This is a genomic window from Paenibacillus sp. FSL H7-0357 (genome assembly GCF_000758525.1).
Lineage (GTDB): Bacteria > Bacillota > Bacilli > Paenibacillales > Paenibacillaceae > Paenibacillus_AQ.
Genome location: NZ_CP009241.1, coordinates 4,822,491 through 4,842,252, shown reverse-complemented (window position 1 = coordinate 4,842,252; position 19,762 = coordinate 4,822,491). Strand labels below are relative to the sequence as shown.

The following is a 19,762-nucleotide window of genomic DNA, read 5'->3' as shown; positions in this document are numbered from 1 at the left end:
TTTGACCAAACCAAGTTTAATGCATTTCAGGAAAGTGCTTGAAATATTAGAGTAAGGTTGTAATAGATGATAGAATTATCCGACTGAGGAGTAGATATATGAGCGGCTTGGTCAGTTTAGGGAATTATGGGACGCCGCTGTAACGAGTAAAGTGAAGAATAGGGCAATGAAGAAGTTGGTGGCGTAGATTGTGTATAAGTGGGAATCAGGTGGAGTTGACAGTTTGTTATAAATGAAGATTGCTACGGTGTGTCTGTACTTTTGGTGGGAGCTTTTTTGTTCGGAAGTATAGAATTAGCATCGTAATATTCTTTCATTTCATAGTAAATCTTTATTCTGATAGATTTAGTAAAGAAATGGGGACAGAAAAGAAGGAGTAAAAAAAGCTGGTGTCGAACCTTCTACATCGGGAGGAAAATGCTTTTATCAACTATCTTGGAGTATTCTGCGAAGAGTGGCAAATTTATGTTAGCAGGAGGATTCAGGTTATGGGAGAAAACAAAATTGGAGCAAGCGATTATCTTGGATTAGGTTTATATGCTTTTGCAGGATTCGGTCTTGAAATTGTACTGTCAATGCTATTGCCTTTTATATTCGGTGTTGGAGGTTCTGAATATACCCTCATCGATCATTGTATACACTGGGTGCTTACATGCATTTTGTGGGGGAGTATGGCACTATTTTTGATAAGGCTTTCAAAGAAAAAATATTCCTTTGATATTATGAAGTTAAACGAAGCGCCAGACTCCAAGGGATGGTTACTTGCGGTTGTGATTTCTGTTATAGCAATTACAGTTACCACTATTGCATGGGGTGGCTTTAAGCCAGTTCAAGAATACAATGGTATCGTTAAATTCATTTTTCAAAATATCTATTACTTGTTTGAAGCTGCCTTGATTCTGCTAACGATTGTTTTTGGACAAAAATTCGGTGAAACGCTCATGAAAAGAGGCGGTCTGCCTTATGGAGGGATTTTTCTTGCGCTCACATGGGGACTCATACACATTTTGCTCCAAGGAAGTCTAACAGGTGTTTATGCTTTCTTCATGTCCATTCTATATGGCATTGTATACATATTGTTAAAAAAGAATATCCGATATTCATATATGATGATGGTAATTATATTTATTTTATAAGCAATTTCAGCATACGAAATCACATAAGACTGTGCAATAAAATTGAGGCGCGTATTCAAACTATTGTTACATGACGGAGGAGCGGTACCAGACTGAGATCCGCTATGTGGAGAAAATCAGCCGATTTCACTGCTCCTTCGCACAAGCTCCCTCCGCCACCCCTCCCGAATCTTAACCGGGAAAAATACTCTACCTGCCGGTAGCCCAAGCGTTCGTATGTATGTGGGACAGTAACCTGAAACGTCACAGCATGCCCGGGCCGTTCATCAAATGAAAAGCCGTCCCCATATCTTATCGAATTTCTCGTGAGTATCCCCTTGCTCCAATCCAGAGGTCACCATCCTGCAAGCTGGTAATTTAACAAGCCGCACATCCGGTTTTTTTCCAGCTTTTCCATCACTTCCAGCAACCGGTTCACGTTGGAAATGCCCTATAAGTGAAGTAGGTATGTGCGAGGGAAATCCTCTCTTAGCATAACGGGTGAGGGATGAACACGCCGGGGTTTTGCCTTCATCGTGACATTTTAAGAATCCCCGGAGTTTATCTACTTAGCTTGTGGCGGATACTTGGTGAAAGAAGAGAAGTCAGCAGATAAATTATCGCTGGCCATAAAGATAGTCACTCAGCAGGGAGGTTTTGTTCCCTTGCGCCTTCCCCCACCATTTTGGGTAAACTAACCCTAAGAAATACTTTACCCAAACCCATCTGAAACGAGGTGATGCCCCATGACAACTCAAAAAGTACCCAATATATTAATCAAGGAGAAGTCGCCGTATCTGCTGCAGCATGCACACAACCCGGTGAACTGGTTCCCTTGGTCGGAAGAAGCTTTTGAAATCGCCAAGCGTGACAACAAGCTGTCTTCTTATCTATTGGGTATAGCTAGTTGTTGATTCATACGTACCTGTCATTGTTGAGATGTTCGTGTGAATCAATTTTAAGATGCCTTCGCCATTGGAATTGGCGAAGGTTTTTTGTTTTATTATTCGTATTTTTCCATTTCATAGTATAATAAGAACATAGTCCGTCGGACCCGGGGCTAACGCCCCTTAAGATATCAATTGGATGTGAGGACACAAAAAAATATTAAAAATGTAACAAGATTAAACTGGCATCAAATTGATGAATTATTTGAATTTGAAAGTCCATTAGAGGAAAAAATGGGAGCAGATAAATTATATAATCAAATAATACATAGCTATATATTTCTTATCTCAACTGAAGAAACTACAGAAGTAATTGATGGATTTTTCTTTTGTTCCGATAGAATGCGAAATGAAAAATTGTATTATATCGACCTAAATGAAATAGTTAAATTCTTCACAATAGTAGGTAATGATTATCCTTCCACAGGATCTTTTGAATTTGATGAAAAAATACAAGATTATAGATTCTATACATCCTAGTCTGATTTTCGAAGAAGAGGTGGCATCGGATAACACCATATTCACGCATCGGGCCATTTGCCCCTCGGTCCGGACCGGGGTTAGAAGTGGATTCGGAGAGGTAATTTCAGTAGCAGAGAAGTTTATTCAGCCGGACACACCCGCACCACCTAACCGCATCGCGGCCGGCACCTTTGGTGCCTTAAGGTGGTGGGGCGTGGTGAACAAGAACGTTATCAGAAATAGCCGCAAGTGATTATAGAGATTGGGGGTAATTCAGTGAAAGCTGTAGGTTTCGATCTTGGGGATACTTTGATCTATTATGATAATGTACCTCTAAATTGGAGGAACCTTTATAGAAGTGCATTAATTAAGATAGCACAAGATCTAAACTTACAATTTAGTAATGAGATCATTCATAATGCAGAGATCGTATTATCTCGATACAACACCAGAATAAACCCTAGAGAACATGAAGTGAATGATATTGAGATCTTTGATGAGATATTGACAGTGTGGGGATTGAGTGATGAATATACCAATCAAGTGATAAATACATTTTTTGGTTTTTTTCAGCAGCGTTCGATGGTTTACCCAGAGGCAATAACACTACTCAAGGAATTAAAACGAAAAGACATTAGAATTGGCATCCTTACTGATGTGCCATACGGTATGAGTAAATCGTTAGTTTTAAGGGATATAGAGCCAATTAAAAAATATGTAGACGTATTACTGACATCAGTTGATGTTGGATATAGAAAACCGCGACCTGAAGGATTTGTAGCATTATGTAAACAACTAAAGGTCTCAAGTGATCAAATGATGTTTGTTGGTAATGAAGAAAAAGATGTAACGGGAGCAAATCTAACAGGGATTAAATCAATTCTAATAGATAAAGAAGATCAAAATAATGAATGGAACCAACAAATAAGTATAAGAAATCTAAATGAATTATTGAATTATTTGTAAGTGAAATTGAGGAAGCGTAATCAGCAGACAACCCTGCACTGGCTAAGTCCGTCGGACCCGGGGCTAGCGCCCCTTAAGTCATTTGACCACGTAAATTGATTTTCATAGGGTATACTTTATGACATGCATGTATGGACGTGGTTGCTAGAGGTCCAGTTTCATTAAGTACCAGTTTTAAGGTTGTTTAACGTTTGGATTTTTGGTAACAATACTCCTAATCATTTTTTAGGTGGGATAACATGCGAAGAATTTTTTACGCAGTGCTTGTTGCGATAATGGCTTCAACCAGTTCATTAGTTCATGCAGAGGTAAGTCCTAGTCAAACATCAAATTATCACAAGTTGGATAGCACAACATTGGGTAAAGTTAAGCAGAAAGCTAAATTCACGTTATTTGATCCTAAAAGCATACCTACAGAGTGGACGGTAGAACTTAAATATCCTTATCCGTTGGATGAAACCAGTTTTTTTTGATGGAAAAGTAGCACGAAAACGAGCAGGAACAGATGGGAGCAGGTATAGCTGAAAGTCTTTTTGAATCCTGCTTTTCTCAGGTGCTTCAGTACACCGAGCTCCTGAAAAGCAGGTCTCATTTCAGGTGGGAGTTGATCCAGAGACGGCTTTTGTTTTATCATGGAAGGGACACCTCTTCTGTGGTTTAGTGGATCTTCGACAATCTCACATTACCAAATGAAGTGGTGTTTTTCTATGTTTGCAAGACCCGTACTTAAATAGGCTTCACCTTTACCCAGGCTTGGGGTCAACTCGATTTTGACTCTGCGAAAGTTGAGTTAATAATAACAACAAAATTATAAACTACAGGAACCACTCACTTTTTGATGTTTTTTACCAGAATGAAACGCCTTTTCGGGTTGTAAAAAACGAATCATATACCCAATAGATTAATCGCCGAGAAATCGTCTTATACTTTATACATTTATACCTTTGGGAAATCTGCTGAAATACTTAAAGAAGTCGGAGCGTGTACTCGTACAAAGTAATATAAAAAAACAAGTCGGAGCGGCAGCGCTCTGGCTTGTTTTTATTTGTGAAGTTTCATCCTACTCATGAGTAAGATGAATTCACTATTGCAATAATTAGTAATTAGAGATACACTATTAATTAATTGAATGATCATTTAATTAATAATAATTAAATCTATAGAGAGTGGGAATGAATTTGGCAAGACCAATTAATGAAGAAAAAAGACAGGAGCGGCGTAGTTGTATCCTAAAAGAAGCCATTGTCCTGTTCGCAGAAAATGGATATTCAAATACCACAACGGCTCTCATTGCGCAGAGTGTGGGAGTGACTGCTGGAACCATTTTTCAATATTTCCCAAGCAAAGAAGCCTTATTCTACGCCGCTGTCATTGAGCCGCTTGCTGACATTCAGGAGAAGTCGCTTGCTTGTCTAAAACAAGAGGGGACGCCGGGCATATTAATTAAGAACATGGTAGAAGAACAATTCAATCATATCTATTGCTATACAAATGAATTGCGGCTTGTTCAATATGTCTTAGGACAGCGGATAAGATTTCCTGAACTTACACAGAAGGTCCTTGAAAGTACAAAAGTAATGACAGATACTATCGAATGCGTCTATGCCAAGGGACAGTTAATGGGAGAATTCAACAAAAACTTTTCACCAGCTATGATCTCTCGTGCCTATATCTCTTTCTTAAATGGGATAGGATTAACTCTTGGAGAAAGTATTATTCATCACCCCGAGTGGGGAAATTTGAAGGAGCACGCCTTATATTTGTTCGCACCTACACAACCTAAAAAAAGCGAGGGAATCTGAATGAGTGAAACATCATTACAACCAAATTTGACATTAAACGTTCGTTCGAAAAAACGGAGGAAAATATTATTGATCCTAGGGATCGTGCTGTTGCTTGTGGTGGGTTTAGTATTTTTTATCTCCTATAAAGTAATGGATACCTTGCTGCACCATCCTAGAGACACGAATGTCAGCTACGACTTGAATATTGATAAAACTCCCTACGAAGAGGTTGAGTTCAAGAGTTTGAAAAATGATGATACGATTAGAGGTTCCTTCTTTCATGCAAATGGTCTTTCCAATAAGGCAAGTGATAAGACGATTATTGTCGTCCATGGATATACAAGCAATCGTTTAGTCAAAGGGCGGACCAAAAAGTTAGTAGAGCATTTCGTTCCGAAAGGCTATAATGTATTGGCATTTGACCTCAGCTCACAAGGTGAATCTGATGGTAATATGATTACACTGGGCCTCAATGAAAAATACGATTTGCTAGGAGCTGTAAGCTATTTAAAATCCAGAGACCATGCGGGTGATAACATTGGCGTTATCGGTTTTTCAATGGGCGCTGCTACTTCTTTGCTAGCCGCAAGTGAAAGTGATGACATCAAAGCCGTAATTGCGGATAGTCCATTTCGTAATGCTGGTCTATTTCTGAGAGAGGGTTTGCCCTTCTTTTCAGGTTTACCTGCGTTTCCATTCAGTTATACATCGACATGGATGGCAAATTGGGTCTATAAAGTTGATCTTGATTCCATATCTCCTATGGATGCGGTAAAAAAGATGAAAGACAAGCCAGTTATGCTGATTCATGGAACTGGAGATCAGCAAATTAGTTATAAAAATACAGAAGCAATTTTTGAGTCATTAAAAGATGACCCATATGCAGAAGTATGGTACCCGCATAATACGGAGCATATCGATGCCATCAATCATTACCCCACTGAATATTTCCAAAGAGTAGATCGCTTTATGGATAAGTATATAGGAAAAGAGTAGAAACGACATGAAAGCCGGTCTTCCTTCTAGTAGGGGAAAACCGGCTTTTCTGCTGTCACTTGACAAAATGATTTAGTAATTCGCTTAGCGTAATATCATCATTTATATAAGAGGATATTGCATCACTAGGCTAAACATGAAGGTAAGCCAGTGTTCTTGTTCATTGGCTATTACTAGGTTATAAAATGGTGAGCAACATTTAAATATCATTGGTGGGATGTTCGAGTGAATCAATTTCTATAGAAGCTCTTGCTTTATGCAGGAGTTTTTTTGTTTGACGTATAAGAACAATATTCGAATACGGCCTGATTATGGGGTATCTCTAAATGGTTTGTGTTGCATGAGGATATAACAGACAGAAAATCGCTTGTTATGATTAGCGCTGAATCGTCTGATTTTAAAGATGAGCAAGTTAATATTGATAGTGTTTTTGAAAGGACATGGTTTAGGAAGATGCCCAGCGATTAATTCAAAATGCCTCTGTCGTTTTTTTATGTGGTGGATACCCTTGAGGAACGTTTCCCTTTATCAGAAAAAATGGATATTTATATGGCGGCAGACAAAGATAGTGCTGTACGTGTAAAGAACAGCAAAATCGACATTATAGGCAATGTATATTTAATTTCCCACTCAAAGATTCAGAAATTGGTTGAGACGCTCTAATTAGGGTGAGTGGCTGTGAGACATTATGGAGTAGCAGTAACTCTATTGGGTATATCTAGTAAAGATACTGCTTCTACACATTCAACAATCCCGACCTCACCCCAAACCTAATCTCAAAAGCAGTCCTATCATCTCGATTGCTTACCGAAACCGTACCGCCATGCAGCTCAATAATGCTCTTTACAATAGCAAGCCCTAGTCCTGAGCCATTGGTCTGTTCAAGGCGGGATTTATCGGCTTTATAAAACCGTTCAAATACAAAGGGCAAATCCTCATCTGATATCGGCTCCCCATAGTTAATAATTCGTATGAGCGCTTCATTATTGGCTGTACTTAACTCTATATCAAGGTATTTCCCCGAACTGCCATACTTGATGGCGTTGCTAATCAAGTTGTCAAATACCCGAACCAATAGAAGCGGGTCTGCATTCATGATGACTTTTTCATTGCTGAAAAATAATCTGTACTCCATTCGCATGGGGCAACACCGCTGGATAGATGTCATTCTGTTGATTCCGTTCATGACCCCGCCGTACATCGGCTCAATGGGTTGGATTCTGTTCATGCAAAAAAGCGGTTATCTTCAGCAATGGTTTCCAAGTGCCGATGCGTTAAGCGAGTTATTCTTCAGCTTCTGGGGATGGTCTTCATCATGAGCATGCATCTGTTTCCTTTTCTTTATTTGCTGCTGCGTGATGCGTTGATTCACATCGGCGGCAATTTGGAGGAGGCAGGAGCGGTGCACGGTGCAAGGTGCAAGGGCAGGGTATCGCTTCCGGCGTATTATTTTACCGCTGCTGCTGTCTGCTTATGGCATGGGGGCGATGCTCATATTCGTCAAGACGATTGCGGAATTCGGGACACCTGCCACCTTTGGCCGGCGGATCGGCTATTATGTCATGACCTCCGAGATTCATAAATACATTTCAAACTGGCCGATTGACTTCGGCAAGGCTACTTCTCTTGCGTCCATGCTGCTGTCGGTCTGTCTGGTCATGTGGTATATGGAGTCGAGCATCAGCCGCAGGTTCAGCTACCGTCTGGTGGGCGGCAAGGGGCAGCGGTCCAAGACTTATTCCCTGCGCGGCGGTGCAGGCTGGCTCGCAGGCCTGTATCTGGCGCACTGTTGATTTTGTCCATAGGAATCCCTTATTTTTCGATTATTGCGGCCTCGCTCATGAAGCTGCGTGGAGCTGGGCTGTCGCTGGAAAACCTGACACTGGAGCATTATGGGGAGCTATTGTCGTGGGGGTCTGTGAGCATGAGAGCGATAGGCAACAGCCTTGGACTGTCGCTTGCCGCTGCATCGGTGGCTGTAGTGCTGGGGGCAGGTTTTGCTCTGGCCATTGGCAGGTCCTCGACCTGGATGCAGCGGATCATTGATCTGCTGAGTCTTTTGCCGAATACGGTCCCGGGCATTGTTATGGTCGTAGGCCTAATCCTGTTCTGGAATGCGCCCTGGATGCCCTTCAAGCTCTACAACACCTACGGCATGGTTGTGCTCACTTATATAGTGCTGTTTCTTCCATATACCGTACAATACGTAAAATCAAGCTTTTCGCAAATCGACGGGACGCTGTTTCAAGCGGCTCAGGTATTCGGGGCGGGTCCCTCTATATCTTGTGGCGCATCCTGGTTCCGCTGATCATGCCAGGCATACTGGCAGGTTGGATGATGACCTTTACCATGTCCATTCTTTACAGAAGAATTATTAACGAATATGAATAAATTCTTTGTTGGAGAAGCAGAGCTTTTAAGAGATTTGAACAATGTAGATGAAAAACGAATTAAAAGAAATTATCCATTGTTTAGAGAGGTACAAGGCTGATGAACTGTCCAAAGAAGTATTGCTTTTTTTGGCTAGATAATGGTACATGTGGTTGCATATTTAAGAATACGTCTTGAAGCAAAGTGGACTCAAAGTGTAACACCTGACGGAGAAATTGACCCAAAGCTGTGTTATGTTGTTGTACGAAATTATGAAGTACTGCTAATTTATTTAATACGAAGGAGGAAAATGTCTTGAAAAAACTATCGCTTGATAATTTTATGAAATTGAGAAAGCTGGTTCATCGAAGCGCAAGACCGCTTGACTTTACCAAGTGGAAATATCTTTTTGAAAACGGGAGCTGTGAGGATTTCCTTTTGGTTCTGTCCAGTTACCAGAATGAGGATGGCGGTTTTGGATACAACATCGAGTGCAATAACTGGAACCCTAATTCTTCCCCCTATACGGTATGTATTGCGTTGGATTACCTGGACACGGCAGGCGATTATGTTAGCAATATAAAAAATAAGATGGTAATGGGTATCATCAAATACCTTGCTTCCGGCGCATATTTGTCGGAAAACGGCTGGGTGGGGATGCAAGGAATTCCCACCAACAATGATTTCGCCCATTTGCCATGGTTTCATTACGACCCTAAGAAAGCCACGGAAGCCGACATAGGGGTGACCAAACGCCTTTCAGACTTTATACTCAAATATGCAGACAATAGCTGCGATATCTACCAAAATGCGGCGGCTCTGAAAGGTAAGTATAAGCTTTGCGGACAAACCCTCCTTAATGGCTTCCCCGATTATGACACGACATCATTTGACTTGGCATCATTTGACCCGGCAACATGGGCCTTGTGGCAACCATTGCCGGTGCACTTTATCGGCTCGCATAAAAGCGAGCATTATTCGGCACTTAAAAACGTTGTGGACATAAATCTGGATACGATTATTGACACACTGCGCAATACGAATGAATTTCATATGATGCCTGAGGAGGAAGCAAACCTATTTGAAAAGAATAACCCACATCCAGATGGTAAACGGTGGTGTAGCGCTGAACAAGCAATCGGAAATTATTATGGGGATGCACAATGTATCACATCTAATTTGGATATATTAAGAAAGTTTGACAGATTGGATTTTCAATTACCTATTCACAGCTAATAAGCATAATCAGTAGCCTAATTAATGCATAATTTTTACATGAAGCGAAAGTGAAGTTGGGCATATGGTTCAGGTTAAATTTTACGATTTAAATACTGTAGAAGATAAAAAATTATTATTTGCTGTAATGATGACAAAATTCAATGGACAGTGGCTCTATGTAAGGCATAAGGATATAAATACTTGGGAAATTCCTGGAGGACAAAGAGAAGAAAATACTGTTGAGCAAACGGTATCCTTCGTTTTTACTTGGGTATAATAATCCTATCTTAATATTAAAAGGAGGTGATGCCCATGCAAACTACAATAGGTAGAGTACCTAATAGACTAATATCAGAGAAAAGTCCTTATCTTCTTCAGCACGCCTATAATCCAGTAGACTGGTTCCCTTGGGGAGAGGAAGCATTTGTAAAAGCTAAGAGAGAAGACAAACCAATATTCTTGTCTATTGGGTACTCCTGACGTGGGTGCAGTAAGCTTGTTGCCATTGGTGCCACGTAATGGAACGCGAATCCTTCGAAGACGAAGAAGTCGCCCAGCTTCTTAACAATAATTTTGTCGCCATCAAAGTTGACCGCGAGGAGCGGCCGGATATTGATGCGCTGTATATGTCGGTGTGTCAGGCGCTGACCGGGAGCGGGGGTTGGCCGCTGACGGTGCTGCTGACGCCGGAAAAGAAGCCGTTTTATGCGGGGACGTATTTTCCGAAGCGGCAGATGTTCGGGCGTATTGGGCTGATGGATGTGCTGGAGCAAATTCAACGCAAATGGGAGCAGGACGGTGAAGCGCTGGACAAGCTTGGAGATGAGCTGCTGGCGGACCTTCAGTCGCTGGACCGGAAGAACTCGCAAAGTATCAGCGAAGGCAGCGTAGGAGCAATTCCCGGCGAAGAACTGCTGCACGAAGCTTATGAATTGTACCGCCGCCAATTCGATGAGGAATACGGCGGGTTCGGCAATGCGCCGAAGTTTCCTTCGCCGCATAATTTGTCTTTCTTGCTGGCGTACAGTCAGAACTATGATCAGCCGGAAGCGCTACGGATGGTAGAGAAGACGCTGGATGCCATGTACCGGGGTGGAATGTACGATCATGTGGGCTTCGGGTTCTCCCGTTATTCTACAGACCGTGAATGGTTGGTGCCGCATTTCGAGAAAATGCTCTACGACAATGCGCTGCTGGCTATTACCTATCTGGAGGCATACCAGATCACGAAGAAGCCGCTGTATGCAGAGATTGCGGAGCAGATCTTCACGTATGTGCTGCGTGATATGACCTCGCCTGAAGGGGCATTCTACTCAGCGGAAGATGCGGATTCGGAAGGTGTTGAAGGGAAGTTCTATGTCTTCACCCGTGAGCAGATTGAGGAAGCGCTGGGGCTTGAGGATATGCATTCCTATTGCCATGTGTACGGGATCTCACCGGAGGGCAATTTCGAAGGTGCTAATATTCCGAATCTGCTGCAGGGCTTGCCGGATGAAATGGCTGAGCGGATGGGGTTGAATCCGCTTGGACTGCGGACCCGCACGGACGAATGGCGCGAGAAGCTGTTCGCGTACCGGGAACAGCGTATTCATCCGTCCAAGGATGACAAGGTGCTGACCTCCTGGAACGGGCTGATGATCACGGCGCTGGCGAAGGGAGCGAAGGCGCTGCAGAAGCCGGAGTATGCCAAAGCTGCGGCTGCGGCGGCGGATTTCATCTGGAAGAAGCTGCGGCGTGAAGATGGCAGGCTGCTGGCCCGCTACCGTGACGGGGAGTCGGCAATCCCTGCCTATGTGGATGATTATGCTTTTATGCTCTGGGGGCTGACCGAGCTGTATGAAGCTACGGGCCAAGCTCTCTACCTGGAGCGTGCGTTAACGCTCAAGGACGGACTGCTGGAGCTGTTCATTGACGAGGCAGGCGGCGGGTTCTTCTTCACTGGTCATGATGGTGAAGAACTGCCGATCCGCTCCAAGGAATTGTATGACGGAGCAATTCCATCCGGGAATTCCGTGGCGGCGAAGCTGCTGTGGAAGCTGTCAGTGATCTCGCAGGATGTGGAGCTAAAGGCAATCGCAGAGCGGACCGCAGCGGTGCTGTCCTCCGCAGCATCGGAGTACCCGCCGGGTTATGCAATGTATTTGCAGGCACATCTGGCGATGGCTTCCGGCGGCAGGGAATGGGTGCTCTCCGGCAAGCGGGAGGACCCGGTGCTGCACGGCATGCTCGCCCAGGTGCAGCAGGCTTACTTGCCGGATGCTGCACTGATTGTGAACTGGGAAGGCAGCGGAGAGGATACGCTGCGGAAGCTGCTGCCGCATCTGGCGGACAAGCCGACGGTGGGTGGACAGGCGACGGCGTATGAATGCCGGAACTTTGCTTGCCGCCAACCGGTTAATAATCCCGAGGCGGTCAAGGAGCTGCTGGCGGCACGGCAATAGGCAGAATGAAATTGCAATAAGCCCGTTATGTAAATCAAGAGGAGCGCAGGATGAACTGCGTTCCTCTTTTTGTTGTGTAACGGCTTGGCCTACTCCATTTTGCGCCAAAGATTTTTTTGCGCGCAGGCAGCGGCTGGACTGAACCTCTACTCCAACTGCTGAACTCTTAATCTGGATTTAACGGGTTCCTTTGCAAGCCTGACAATCTATAAGCTGTACCTTGAAAAAACCTAAGCAGAGTCACCGGATAGACCAAGGTTTATTCTAATGTCTAATCTAATGTCTAATCTAATGTCTATTCCAATTTCTACTCTAAGGGTGCACTTCACACCTCTGACTAGACGTTTTTTTGCAACTTTAGACTTTTTAGTGTGGCGATACCAGCGTGATGGCGTGACTAGTGTTACTAACGAGGTTAGTCTGACTAACCTAACTGGCGTATCGACGCTCAGTTCCGGCTCAACCGGCTCAGCTCCGCGGAAGTTTACTGCCGTATCTAGCCCGCAGCTGCTGAAGCTTATCCAGCTTGCGCAGACTGTGCTCCTTGCTCAATAGCCCCACGCCGAGGATCAGATTTTCGATAATGTAGGTCGGGCCAACCATGGAGTGAAACTCCCATACTTCGCCGCGTCCCGCGTACAGCACGATATCGGCATCATAGGAACGGGGGAAGACCAGTCTGTCGGTAATCAGGATGACCACATACCCCGCTTCGCGCGCGTAATCGAGAATTACCTCCGTTTCCGGCAAAAGCTGGACAAATCCGAACGCCAGCACAACATCCTTTTTCCCGGCATGCATCAACGTTTCCAGCAGCTCGTGACCGCTCGGGGCCATCCGTTTGATCGTGATCCCGAAGCGGGCCATCCGGTAGGCCATCAGTTCAGCGAGGCCCGCACAGGGTCCGGGACTGTAAACATAGATTTGCCTGGCCTCAGATAGGGCTTCTACCGCACGCTGCAGCAGCGCGTCATTCAAATACCGGCTGGTCTCCTCCAGATGATGCGAGCTGATTTCCAGCAGCTTTTGCGGGAGGGAGCCGCTTCCGGTCCGCTGCATCACATCGCGCATTTTCTCGGACGGAGTGGATTCAAAGCGGAAACGGAGGCGGTTTTTGAAGTCCTTGGCATGCTTGAACCCGGCGGCTTTCCAGAAACGGGAGACCGAAGCGATGCTTAAGCCCAGCTCGTTGGCGATCTCCTGCTCGGTCATGTAGAGGACGCGCTGCTCATTTTTGGGGATGAAATCGGCAAGGATCCTTTGATTCGGTGAAAAGGGGCGGCGGTTCCAGTCTTTGTACATAGCGGTAAGGCCTCCTGATTAGAAGATTCTGCTTCCACTATACGGCCCCAGTGTGTTGTAAATATTTTTACACCGTTAAAAAAACTGAAAAAAACATTACATTGCATTAACAATCGGGAAAAGCTGTGCTGACACGCACTTTCTATACTTAAGGTAATTTCCTGGAGGGGGCCGATTTGTTCATGAGTACGTTAAAAAACCGTTATACGCTGACTCAATCGCAAAAAATGATGATTTTTGTGCTGTCCATGTCCTTGTACGGGTTGTCCAACATGTTCACGGAGCTGATTCCAAGCCTGCAGCTTGGGCCGATTGAGCTGTCTGTCGAGTATTTCGCCTTCATCCCGCTCACGCTCTGTATGTTGTTTCATCCGCTATATGCCGCTGTGGGTGCCGCTGTCGGTGAAGTAATCTTCGGCGAGTTGATGCTCGGCCAATTCGGCGGTCTGGGAGAACTGGAGAAATTCATTACCTTCTCACTGGCGATGTACACAGCAGGCCGCATGGTCTCCGATCCCAAGAACCGCAGGCAGGTTGGGGTGGCGGCGATCAGCGGGGTGGCCATCCACCAGTTCTTCAGCTCGGTCATCGACATCGTCAAGGTATGGGTCGGGGTAGAGGAGCTGGAAGCCGTTAAAGGACTGGCCGAAAGTATTGTAATCATCGAGGGTGTGGGTTTTCTGAATGATGTGCTGTTCTCCGGCATCCTGTTTGCACTGCTACCGACGTTATATCTGGTGCCGCGTTTATACGGAAAAATCGAACCCTTGCTTGGAATGAAACCCCGCGAACGGAATATGAAATACACCAGCGGTGCCTGGCTGTCACCGAAGCTCGTCATTGGCGGAATCATCCTGTCACTGCTGGCGCTCGGTGCGGAGCTGCTGTCAGAATCCGGCTGGAGCATCGGTGAGTTCGAGCTGCCTGGGGCCGAATCTCATGAGGGAAGTCTGATCTGGCTGAGCATGCTGGCCGCTGCGGTTATTGCTGCAGCTGTGATTATTGTGCTGCTGCGCCGCGCTGCCCGCAGGCGGCAGGGAGGAGGCCAATTTGATGCGTAAACCGGTACTTGAACTGAAGGAAGTAACGTTTACGTATCCGGGTGCCGAGCAGCCGGTGCTGCGGGAGGTATCGCTCAAGCTTCAGGAAGGTGACTTTATTGCGGTGATGGGCAGCAACGGTTCGGGGAAATCCACGCTCTGCAAATGCTTCAACGGCCTGATCCCGCATTATTACACTGGTGATTTTGAAGGTGAGGTTTTGCTGCGCGGAGAATCTGCAACCGGGAAAAGCGTAAGCCAGCTCTCCAGACATATGGGCTATGTTTACCAGGATTTTGAGAATCAGCTGGTCCGTCCGACCGTGCTGGATGATGTATGCTTCACCCCGCTGAATTACGGCCTGGCCGATTACCGGGAGCGGGGAGAACGGGCACTTGCGCTGACAGGACTCAGCGGTATGGGCAGCGAATTCATCTGGCAGCTCAGCGGCGGGCAGAAGCATTTGCTTGCGCTGGCCGGAGCGCTGGCGATGGACCCGGATATTCTCGTTATTGACGAGCCGGTCGCACAGCTTGATCCGCAGCATGCCCGCCAAATCTACGACATTCTGCGCCGCCTGAATGAACAGCACGGCAAAACCATCGTCGTCATCGAGCATCATGCTGAGTTCATTGCGGAATACTGCCATTCGGTTGTGCTGATGGACGGCGGCAGGCTGCGCTGGCATAAGCCGGTGCGCGAAGCGTTGTCTTCGGTGGAGGAACTGCTGGCGCTGGGCATCTATCCGCCCGATGTGACCCGGGCAGCTTGGATGCTGCAGCCCTGACCCCGGAGCGGAACGCTATATCCGCTGAACATGTGGGAGAGCGGCGGCTGCTTCATGCGCCGCTGCGGCATCGAATGGTCCGCCATTGCCGCAGAGCAGCTTCCCGTACCCGTTGAGCGGAAGGGGGAGGCCATTGTCAAGATGGATAAGGTCCTGCTTTCCTACCGGACTATCCACAAAACGGTGCATCCGGTGCTGAAAGGAATTAACCTGGAGCTGCGCTCCGGGGAATCGGTTGCACTGATCGGCAACAACGGCGCAGGGAAGTCTTCGCTGATGAAGCTGATTGCCGGCATCACCACACCAACCGGAGGAACCGTTTATGTCAAGGGAATGAAGGTGAACGGCTTGCCGCCGGAGCGCCTCTCCGGTATTGCCTCCTATGTGTTCCAGAACCCCGAGGATATGTTCATCGACGACTCCGTGCGTGGAGAGATCGCCTATTACTTGAAGGCAAGGCGGCTCGCGGATATGGATGAAACGGTAGAAGCGATGATGGAGGCCTTCCGTCTGCATGAGCTGGCCGAGCGTGACGCCCGCCTGCTCAGCGGCGGGCAGCAGCGCAGGGTTTCGCTGGCGATTGGCGCGGCTGTCCGTCCAGCAGTGATGCTGCTGGATGAACCTACCGCCAACCTGGATATTTCAACGAAGCAGGAGATGGTAGAGGTGCTGGAGACGCTGCGCAGTCACGTGGAGACTGTGGTCATTGCCACCCATGACATGGCGCTGGTAGCGGAATGGGCCAGCCGGGTGATCGTGATGAACGACGGGATGATTATTGCCGACGGAAGCAAGGATGAAATATTCTCCGACGGCGCGTTGCTGCGCCGCGCCGGGCTGGCTGATACCCAGCTCATGGAGCTGAGCCGGATGCTGGGGCTGCCCCGCATCTGCTGCAGCTTCGAAGAATTTACCAGGACTGTGGAATGGAGAAAGGAGGCGGTTACGCATGGTGGAAACAGTCAAACGGGCACTTAACCGGATTTCAGTCGAGCAGATCAAGCTGGAGCTGCTTGGCAATGCTTACAACAGCAGCAGTACTTTCCTCGGCAGGCTGGACCCGCGCACGCTGCTGATCTGGTATGTATTCTTCGCGATTGCGCCCTGGTTTGTGTACAACCGGACGATATTGCTTGGTATGTTTGTGCTGATGGTCATCACGACGATCCTGTCCCGGGTGAGTCCCTATATCATATTTATTCTCTGCCTGGGGTTGATCAGCCAGATCGGCTGGATGTTCCTGGTGTCGTTGTTCTTCGGGGGCGGGGCGGAATCGCTGCTGCCCATGTTGACGCTGACGCTTAAGCTCTCCGTCATTTCACTGGCTAGTATTACCGTCTTCTCCAGTCTGGATCCGGAGCGGCTGAGTGACGGACTGTCCTCGCTAGGGGTACCTGATGCTTTTGCCTTCAGCTTGTCCTACGGTTACCGGATTCTGCCCACACTGCTGGAAGAGTTTCACCAGATTCTGCTCTCGTTCAGATTGAGAGGCCAAAGGCCACTGAAGCATGGAATCCTGTACTGGCGCACTGCCGCTTATTATTTGCGGATTATCGTGCTGGTCTTCTATCCATTGATGCTGAATACAGCCAAACGTTCCCGGACAACCGTCGAAGCGCTGGAGACCAGAGGGTATACTTATGCAGTGAAGAATCCGCAGGTGCGAAAGATGAAGCTGTCATATCTGGCTATGAAACGAACCGACTGGGCTTTTATTGCAGGCTCTGCCGTGTATATAGGTTTGCTGTTTCTCGCGGGTTCTGCCTATCCAAATTTGCTCTATTAAACTCACCCTCTAGCACAAAGGAGAGAAATCCATTTATGAATATAGATCTGCATACCCATGGCAAGCTGTCCAAGAAATCAAGCTTCTCCCCGGATTACTTCCGGGAGATGGTCAGGGAAGCTGTAGCAAACGGTCTGGATGCCATCGCCCTGACTGAGCATTTCAACACCTCCAACTTCTTCGCGATGTATGAGACGCTGGACCGTATGTATCCTTACAACGGCCATTATTACGAAGCGGACGGGCTGAAGATTTTCCCTGGAATGGAAGTGGATATTGCCGAGACGGGCCATATTTTGCTGATCGGGCTGAAGGAGCATATTCTGGATGTCCGTTCCAGTCTTGAGGATTACACCAAAGAGGGGCATTTCATACCGTTCCGTCAGCTGCTGGATCTGGCTGATTCCCGGGACTTGTGGAAAATCGGAGGCCACCCGTTCCGGAGCTCCACTCCGCTGCATCATCTGGACCCGGAGCAGCTGGCCCGGCTGGATGCTTTTGATTTCAATGCCAAGGATATTTACATGCAGGGAGCGGAGGCGTACCGTGCATTGATTATTCCTTTTGCTGCCAAGCTGGGTGTATCGGTCATTGCCGGAAGCGACAGTCATCAATGCCTACAATATGGTAGCGTGTTGAATAAGCTCGAATACACTTGCTCCACGGTGAAGGAGTTGAGGGAAGCAGTGCGCAAGGGCCATTATTCCATAGAAGTTTCACCCTGCCTGCACACCAAGGTGAAAGCCTCGGTCATGATGAAAAAGCTGCTGAAGCAAATGTCGGGCGAAGCCCCGTCCAGGGATGAGGCTGAGGAATATTCGGCTTAGCATGTAAAGATCTGAAGCCCGGTACGATCCCGCCGGGACTACAGAATCAAGCTTAGGGTGCGTTTGTCATCTTAAGCTTGTTGGCACGATCAAAGGTTCAGTACTGACTTGTGAAATGCCCAAAAATAAATAAAGGCGAATTTCCATTCAATTATGAATGAGAATTCGCCTTTGTTTTATAGATTACTTCTTATTTTCTACTTCAATAGTGTCATTATTCCTTTGAGATTTACTGCAAATATGGCCATTACCCTTCCTCAGTTTTAAATGGATCAGCTCATGTTGTACCCTATCAGAATACAGTATCAAAATGCTTGTTTTAACGCAGAAGCTAATTTGAGTTTAATGTCACAATACATAACGCTGTATGGGCGGAAATTCTAATTCCAGTAGTTTCACTCTCGTTTTTTTCTGAAATACAATTAAAAACATCAAAAAGTATCGACAATCTCATTTTAATGTTTTATAATCCTACTAACAAGTCGCCAAATGTGTAATATAAACTAACATTAGAGAAAGGGGGATGACGCTCTAATATTTATAGCAGATACAAATTTTTAGTATTGACACACACGATAAAAGCGCTTACAATCCCTTTAAGGAAAGGTCCTCTCAAGGTATGAAATGTTCAAGGGCATGGAAGGAGGCTTTTATTTTTTTGAACTAAAGTTAAAAGGTTTTAATTATGATGATATTTTTTTAGGATGAAAGTTAAAAGGTTTTAATTTTACAGTACATGGGAGCGAGGGATGTTAATGATTCCAGTCTCAGTCACTAAAGAACATAAGATAAAGCAGGATTCGCTGGCACGAAGGTTTTTCAAGCAATGGGACATTCAACTGATGGTGATTCCCGCATTGTTGTTCGTTTTTGTTTTCAGTTACATTCCGATGTACGGGGTGCTGATGGCATTTCAGGATTACAGCATTTATAAAGGTTTTCTACATAGTCCCTGGGTCGGATTCAAGCATTTTGAGATGTTCTTCAATGCTCCTGAATTCTGGACCGTGATGCGCAATACGCTGGTGATCAGCCTGCTCAAGTTCTTCGTTGGTTTTCCGGCTCCAATCCTTTTGGCGCTCATGCTGAATGAAGTCAAAAAGGCTGCATTCAAGCGGGTCGTTCAGACAATCAGTTATTTGCCGCATTTTCTGTCCTGGGTCATTGTCTCGGGATTTGTCATTTCCCTCCTGTCGACCGATAACGGCAGCATTAACATTCTTCTGCAGAGTGTGCATCTGATCGACGAGCCTATTAACTTCCTATCTATACCAGAATATTTCTGGACGATTCTCGTAACGACAGGTGTCTGGAAAGAAATCGGCTTTGCGTCCATCGTGTATCTGGCTGCGATTGCCGGTGTGGACCCTCATATCTACGAGGCAGCCTCCATTGACGGAGCTAGCAGATTTAAGCAAATTTACCGCATCACCATTCCTTCCATTCTGCCTGTCATTACCATATTTATGATCCTGGCTATCGGCAACTTGCTAAGTGCGGGATTTGAGGATATTTTGCTCTTGGGCTCCAACCCGGTCTTGCGGGATGTCTCCGAAGTTCTGGACACGTATGTGTACCGGATAGGGATAGAGAATTCAAGATTCTCCTATGCGACGGCGGCTGGACTGTTCAAGGCGATCATAAGCGTAGGCATGCTGACTATGGCTAATCTCTTCTCACGAAGATCGGGAAACAGCTTATGGTAATCCGGGGATATGACT

Annotated in this window: 17 protein-coding genes and 4 pseudogenes; 18 read left to right on the top strand and 3 right to left on the bottom strand. The window is 46.1% G+C overall.

Translation table 11 applies throughout. The features are described from left to right. The first annotated feature begins 488 nt into the window (after positions 1-488). From H70357_RS21125 to H70357_RS35975, 5 genes and pseudogenes are all read left to right on the top strand, one after another. Entirely contained in the window at positions 489-1,136 is a 648-nt protein-coding gene (locus H70357_RS21125; protein ID WP_038593718.1) for a hypothetical protein, read from the top strand. A 725-nt stretch (positions 1,137-1,861) separates the two neighbouring features. After that, positions 1,862-2,026, top strand: a pseudogene (locus tag H70357_RS35420) (DUF255 domain-containing protein); the annotation flags it as partial. Between the two features lie 177 nt (positions 2,027-2,203). Further along, the gene (locus tag H70357_RS35980) at positions 2,204-2,542 is read left to right on the top strand and encodes a hypothetical protein (RefSeq protein ID WP_156130915.1); all 339 of its coding nucleotides are present in this window, start codon (positions 2,204-2,206) and stop codon (positions 2,540-2,542) included. Positions 2,543-2,800: 258 nt separating this feature from the next. Next, positions 2,801-3,490, top strand: coding sequence for an HAD family hydrolase (locus H70357_RS21115; protein WP_038593712.1), 690 nt, complete (start codon positions 2,801-2,803; stop codon positions 3,488-3,490). Between the two features lie 239 nt (positions 3,491-3,729). Next, the gene (locus H70357_RS35975) at positions 3,730-3,963 is read left to right on the top strand and encodes a hypothetical protein (RefSeq protein WP_156130914.1); all 234 of its coding nucleotides are present in this window, start codon (positions 3,730-3,732) and stop codon (positions 3,961-3,963) included. Here the strand turns inward: H70357_RS35975 and H70357_RS37170 are convergent. Continuing rightward, positions 3,939-4,124 (bottom strand): annotated as a pseudogene (locus H70357_RS37170) (IS4 family transposase); the annotation flags it as partial. The gene H70357_RS35975 and the pseudogene H70357_RS37170 overlap by 25 nt on opposite strands. A gap of 538 nt (positions 4,125-4,662) precedes the next feature. On the opposite strand from H70357_RS37170, the gene H70357_RS21105 reads away from it, so the two are divergent. Both H70357_RS21105 and H70357_RS21100 read left to right on the top strand, forming a co-directional pair. Beyond that, a complete protein-coding gene (locus tag H70357_RS21105; RefSeq protein ID WP_231578296.1) occupies positions 4,663-5,292 on the top strand; it encodes a TetR/AcrR family transcriptional regulator in 630 nt (209 codons plus the stop codon). Beyond that, on the top strand, positions 5,293-6,270 hold the full coding sequence (locus tag H70357_RS21100; protein ID WP_038593706.1) for an alpha/beta hydrolase: 978 nt from the start codon (positions 5,293-5,295) through the stop codon (positions 6,268-6,270). Between the two features lie 736 nt (positions 6,271-7,006). On the opposite strand, the gene H70357_RS21090 is transcribed toward H70357_RS21100, so the two are convergent. Then, positions 7,007-7,366, bottom strand: coding sequence for a sensor histidine kinase (locus tag H70357_RS21090; RefSeq protein WP_038593700.1), 360 nt, complete (start codon positions 7,364-7,366; stop codon positions 7,007-7,009). A gap of 40 nt (positions 7,367-7,406) precedes the next feature. On the opposite strand from H70357_RS21090, the pseudogene H70357_RS21085 reads away from it, so the two are divergent. The 5 genes and pseudogenes from H70357_RS21085 to H70357_RS21065 all read left to right on the top strand — a co-directional run. After that, positions 7,407-8,625: pseudogene (locus H70357_RS21085) on the top strand (ABC transporter permease); the annotation flags it as partial. A 330-nt stretch (positions 8,626-8,955) separates the two neighbouring features. Beyond that, positions 8,956-9,876 (top strand): hypothetical protein, encoded by a 921-nt coding sequence (locus tag H70357_RS34465; RefSeq protein ID WP_052092160.1) that lies wholly within the window; start codon positions 8,956-8,958, stop codon positions 9,874-9,876. A gap of 64 nt (positions 9,877-9,940) precedes the next feature. Continuing rightward, positions 9,941-10,135, top strand: coding sequence for an NUDIX hydrolase (locus H70357_RS21075; protein WP_038593697.1), 195 nt, complete (start codon positions 9,941-9,943; stop codon positions 10,133-10,135). A 35-nt stretch (positions 10,136-10,170) separates the two neighbouring features. After that, positions 10,171-10,335: pseudogene (locus H70357_RS36925) on the top strand (DUF255 domain-containing protein); the annotation flags it as partial. Between the two features lie 41 nt (positions 10,336-10,376). Further along, on the top strand, positions 10,377-12,299 hold the full coding sequence (locus tag H70357_RS21065) for a thioredoxin domain-containing protein (protein ID WP_038593695.1): 1,923 nt from the start codon (positions 10,377-10,379) through the stop codon (positions 12,297-12,299). 468 nt (positions 12,300-12,767) lie between these two features. Here H70357_RS21065 and H70357_RS21060 read toward each other — a convergent pair whose 3' ends face one another. After that, positions 12,768-13,601 carry a MurR/RpiR family transcriptional regulator gene (locus H70357_RS21060; protein ID WP_038593692.1) on the bottom strand — a complete coding sequence of 278 codons (834 nt, stop codon included), beginning with the start codon at positions 13,599-13,601 and terminating at the stop codon, positions 12,768-12,770. Positions 13,602-13,783: 182 nt separating this feature from the next. On the opposite strand from H70357_RS21060, the gene H70357_RS21055 reads away from it, so the two are divergent. From H70357_RS21055 to H70357_RS21030, 6 genes are all read left to right on the top strand, one after another. Next, the gene (locus tag H70357_RS21055) at positions 13,784-14,662 is read left to right on the top strand and encodes a DUF8171 family membrane protein (RefSeq protein WP_038593690.1); all 879 of its coding nucleotides are present in this window, start codon (positions 13,784-13,786) and stop codon (positions 14,660-14,662) included. Next, positions 14,655-15,428: an energy-coupling factor ABC transporter ATP-binding protein gene (locus H70357_RS35405; protein ID WP_081965873.1), complete on the top strand. Its 774-nt coding sequence runs from the start codon at positions 14,655-14,657 to the stop codon at positions 15,426-15,428. Before H70357_RS21055 ends, H70357_RS35405 begins: the two co-directional genes overlap by 8 nt. A 54-nt stretch (positions 15,429-15,482) precedes the next feature. Further along, positions 15,483-16,406 (top strand): energy-coupling factor ABC transporter ATP-binding protein, encoded by a 924-nt coding sequence (locus H70357_RS35400; RefSeq protein ID WP_038593688.1) that lies wholly within the window; start codon positions 15,483-15,485, stop codon positions 16,404-16,406. Next, entirely contained in the window at positions 16,378-17,214 is an 837-nt protein-coding gene (locus H70357_RS21040) for an energy-coupling factor transporter transmembrane component T family protein (RefSeq protein ID WP_306080818.1), read from the top strand. The genes H70357_RS35400 and H70357_RS21040 overlap by 29 nt, the downstream gene beginning before the upstream one ends. 35 nt (positions 17,215-17,249) lie before the next feature. Further along, positions 17,250-18,041 (top strand): PHP domain-containing protein, encoded by a 792-nt coding sequence (locus H70357_RS21035; protein WP_038593686.1) that lies wholly within the window; start codon positions 17,250-17,252, stop codon positions 18,039-18,041. A 755-nt stretch (positions 18,042-18,796) separates the two neighbouring features. After that, the gene (locus tag H70357_RS21030) at positions 18,797-19,747 is read left to right on the top strand and encodes an ABC transporter permease (protein ID WP_156130912.1); all 951 of its coding nucleotides are present in this window, start codon (positions 18,797-18,799) and stop codon (positions 19,745-19,747) included. Positions 19,748-19,762: the final 15 nt, after the last annotated feature.

What these genes read in the sequence shown, in the direction of transcription:
- H70357_RS21125 (WP_038593718.1), top strand. Translation starts at nt 489, where the DNA reads ATGGGAGAAAACAAAATTGGAGCAAGCGATTATCTTGGATTAGGTTTA.
- H70357_RS35975 (WP_156130914.1), top strand. Translation starts at nt 3,730, where the DNA reads ATGCGAAGAATTTTTTACGCAGTGCTTGTTGCGATAATGGCTTCAACC.
- H70357_RS21105 (WP_231578296.1), top strand. Translation starts at nt 4,663, where the DNA reads ATGAATTTGGCAAGACCAATTAATGAAGAAAAAAGACAGGAGCGGCGT.
- H70357_RS21100 (WP_038593706.1), top strand. Translation starts at nt 5,293, where the DNA reads ATGAGTGAAACATCATTACAACCAAATTTGACATTAAACGTTCGTTCG.
- H70357_RS21090 (WP_038593700.1), bottom strand. Translation starts at nt 7,366, where the DNA reads ATGAATGCAGACCCGCTTCTATTGGTTCGGGTATTTGACAACTTGATT.
- H70357_RS21075 (WP_038593697.1), top strand. Translation starts at nt 9,941, where the DNA reads ATGGTTCAGGTTAAATTTTACGATTTAAATACTGTAGAAGATAAAAAA.
- H70357_RS21065 (WP_038593695.1), top strand. Translation starts at nt 10,377, where the DNA reads ATGGAACGCGAATCCTTCGAAGACGAAGAAGTCGCCCAGCTTCTTAAC.
- H70357_RS21060 (WP_038593692.1), bottom strand. Translation starts at nt 13,601, where the DNA reads ATGTACAAAGACTGGAACCGCCGCCCCTTTTCACCGAATCAAAGGATC.
- H70357_RS21055 (WP_038593690.1), top strand. Translation starts at nt 13,784, where the DNA reads ATGAGTACGTTAAAAAACCGTTATACGCTGACTCAATCGCAAAAAATG.
- H70357_RS35405 (WP_081965873.1), top strand. Translation starts at nt 14,655, where the DNA reads ATGCGTAAACCGGTACTTGAACTGAAGGAAGTAACGTTTACGTATCCG.
- H70357_RS35400 (WP_038593688.1), top strand. Translation starts at nt 15,483, where the DNA reads ATGCGCCGCTGCGGCATCGAATGGTCCGCCATTGCCGCAGAGCAGCTT.
- H70357_RS21040 (WP_306080818.1), top strand. Translation starts at nt 16,378, where the DNA reads ATGGTGGAAACAGTCAAACGGGCACTTAACCGGATTTCAGTCGAGCAG.
- H70357_RS21035 (WP_038593686.1), top strand. Translation starts at nt 17,250, where the DNA reads ATGAATATAGATCTGCATACCCATGGCAAGCTGTCCAAGAAATCAAGC.
- H70357_RS21030 (WP_156130912.1), top strand. Translation starts at nt 18,797, where the DNA reads ATGATTCCAGTCTCAGTCACTAAAGAACATAAGATAAAGCAGGATTCG.